At 70.8% G+C, this 2263-nt stretch carries 3 protein-coding genes; all 3 read left to right on the top strand.

Going from position 1 to position 2263, the window contains the following annotated elements; genetic code table 11:
• Positions 1-530, top strand: a 530-nt coding sequence (locus tag A612_RS12865; RefSeq protein ID WP_019374876.1) for a COX15/CtaA family protein, incomplete at its 5' end; no start/stop codon positions are given.
• On the top strand, positions 527-1477 hold the full coding sequence (gene cyoE, locus A612_RS12870) for a heme o synthase (RefSeq protein WP_051001505.1): 951 nt from the start codon (positions 527-529) through the stop codon (positions 1475-1477). The genes A612_RS12865 and cyoE, both read left to right, overlap by 4 nt.
• Before the next feature lie 11 nt (positions 1478-1488).
• Positions 1489-2109, top strand: coding sequence for an SCO family protein (locus tag A612_RS12875; RefSeq protein ID WP_081501188.1), 621 nt, complete (start codon positions 1489-1491; stop codon positions 2107-2109).
• The last annotated feature ends 154 nt before the right edge of the window (positions 2110-2263 follow it).

The following is a 2263-nucleotide window of genomic DNA, read 5'->3' on the forward strand; positions in this document are numbered from 1 at the left end:
TGCAGGCCGCCGTGGCCGCTACCCTCGCATTGGTGGTGCTGCAGGTGCTGCTCGGTGGCTGGGTGAGCACCAACTACGCCGTGCTGGCCTGCACCACCTTTCCGCAGTGCCAGGGAAGCTGGTGGCCGGAGATGGACTTTGCCGAGGCGTTCCAGCTCTGGCGGCCCCTGGGCGTGCTGCAGGACGGCAGCCACATCCGTTTCGCCGCGCTCACCGCCATCCACTACACGCACCGCCTGGCGGCCTACGCCGTGCTGGCGGCGCTGGGTGGGCTCGCCTGGCGCTTGGGCCGACAGCCGGGCCTGCGGCTGCAGGCGCGCTGGCTGGGTGGACTGGCGCTGCTGCAGCTGGGCACCGGGCTGTCCAACGTCATCCTCGGCTGGCCGCTCGCGGCGGCGGTGCTGCACACCGGCGGCGCGGCGGCGCTGGTCGTGGTGCTGACCTGGGTGCTGTCGGGCAGCCGGGCGGTCGGCGCCGCGCGCCGGCCGGCCTTGCCCGCCGCGGTTGCGCTTCGGAAGTTCGTGCCATGAATGCTGCTCCTGCTCCTTCTCCCGTGCCTCCTGCATCCGCTGCGCCGGCGCCCCGACCGGCGGCCTCCGCGGCCATGCCGTCGCGCCTGGCGCAGTTCTACGCCCTGACCAAGCCGCGCGTGGTGCAGCTGATCGTCTTCTGTGCCTTCATCGGCATGGTGCTCGCGGTCCCGGGGCTGCCGAGTGCGGCGCAGTGGGCGATGATGGCGGTGGCCAGCGCCGGCATCTGGCTGGTGGCCGGGGCTGCAGCGGCCTTCAACTGCCTGGTCGAGCGGCGCATCGACGCGCGCATGAAGCGCACCGCGTGGCGGCCGACGGCGCGCGGGGAGCTGTCCGGCGCCCAGGCGCTGGCGTTTTCCGCGCTGCTGTGCGCCGCCGGTTCGGCGCTGCTGTACCTGGCGGTCAACCCCCTGACCATGTGGCTGACTTTCGCCACCTTCGTCGGCTACGCGGTCGTCTACACGGTGATCCTCAAGCCGCTCACGCCGCAGAACATCGTGATCGGTGGCGCGTCCGGCGCGATGCCGCCGGTGCTGGGCTGGGCGGCGATGACCGGCCAGGTGGGCCCCGAGGCGATGATCCTGTTCCTGATCATCTTCCTGTGGACGCCGCCGCACTTCTGGGCGCTGGCGCTGTACCGCGTGGAGGACTACCGCAAGTCCGGCCTGCCGATGCTGCCGGTCACGCACGGGAACGAATTCACCCGGCTGCAGGTCTTCCTCTACACCCTGATCCTGTTCGCCGGCTGCATGATGCCTTTCGTGTACGGTATGAGCTCGTGGATCTACCTGATCGCTGCGGTCGCCCTGGGCATCGGCTTCTGCGTCTATGGCTTCCTGCTGTGGCGCGACTACTCCGACCAGCTGGCGCGCCGCACATTCCGTTTCTCCCTGATCCACCTGAGCGTGCTGTTCGCTGCGCTGCTGGTGGACCACTACCTGCTTTGAGCTTCGAGACCATGTTTCGACCTTTCTCTGCCCGCCGGCGGCGGATCGCCGGCGCGGGGCTGGCCCTGGCGCTGGGCGGGCTGGCCGCGGGCTGCTCGCCCAAGCCGTCGGCCTCCTTCCAGGGCATCGACGTCACCGGCGCCGAGTACGCGCGCGACCTGCCGCTGACCGACCAGGATGGGCAGGCGCGCAGCCTGAAGGATTTCGCCGGCAAGGTGGTGGTGGTGTTCTTCGGCTACACCCAGTGCCCGGACGTGTGCCCCACCTCCATGGGCGAGCTGGCCCAGGTCAAGGAGGCCCTGGGCGAGCGCGGCGACCGGCTGCAGGGCGTGTTCGTCACCGTCGACCCCGAGCGCGACACACCCGAGGTACTCAAGGCCTACATGGCGAACTTCGATCCGAGCTTCGTCGCCCTGTCGGGCACGCCCGAACAGCTGGCGGCCGTCGCCAAGGACTTCAAGATCTACTACAAGCGCGTGGACGGGCCGACGCCGACGAGCTACACCATGGACCACTCGGCCGGCAGCTACCTCTACGACCCGGCCGGGCGCCTGCGCGTCTACCATCGCTACGGCAGCGGCCCACAGGCGCTGCTGGCGGACGTGCGCACGCTGCTGGACGAGGCGGGCTGAGCGCGCCTGCTCGGCCAGCGGGCGGCGCTGGCACGCCTGGCGCGCCCGCCCCTTCAGTGGGCGCTGATGTTTTGCTCGCGGATCACGCGCGCCATGGCGGCCGTGTCCGCCCGCATGCGGTTGGCCAGGCCTTCGGCGGAGGAGCCGACCGCCT

This window comes from Melaminivora alkalimesophila (genome assembly GCF_000282995.1).
In the GTDB taxonomy this organism is placed as follows: Bacteria; Pseudomonadota; Gammaproteobacteria; order Burkholderiales; family Burkholderiaceae_C; genus Melaminivora; species Melaminivora alkalimesophila.